Here is a 275-nt window from a genome sequence, read left to right on the forward strand (position 1 = left end):
TGTTGCCGGTGTTGTTGGGTGTGTTGAAGGCGGGTGCGGGTTATGTGCCGTTGGATCCGGCGGTGCCGGTGGAGCGGCTGAGTTTTGTGGTGGGTGATGCGGGTGTGTCGGCGTTGGTGTGTGAGCGGGAGACGGTGGGGCTTGTCGAGTGTGGTGGTGTGGTGTTGGTGGTGGATGAGCCGGGTGTGTTGGATGGCATGCCGGTGGGGGATGTGGGTGCGGTGGTGTCGCCGGATGGTGTGGTGTATGTGATTTACACGTCGGGTTCGACGGGT

Annotated in this window: 1 protein-coding gene; it reads left to right on the top strand. The window is 62.5% G+C overall.

Annotated elements, in window-relative coordinates; translation table 11 throughout:
- Nucleotides 1-275: AMP-binding protein (locus tag ACLQ2W_RS34010; protein WP_425792012.1), on the top strand; the 275-nt coding region annotated here is incomplete at both ends.

The organism is Micromonospora sp. DT227, assembly GCF_049841835.1.
In the GTDB taxonomy this organism is placed as follows: Bacteria; Actinomycetota; Actinomycetes; order Mycobacteriales; family Micromonosporaceae; genus Micromonospora.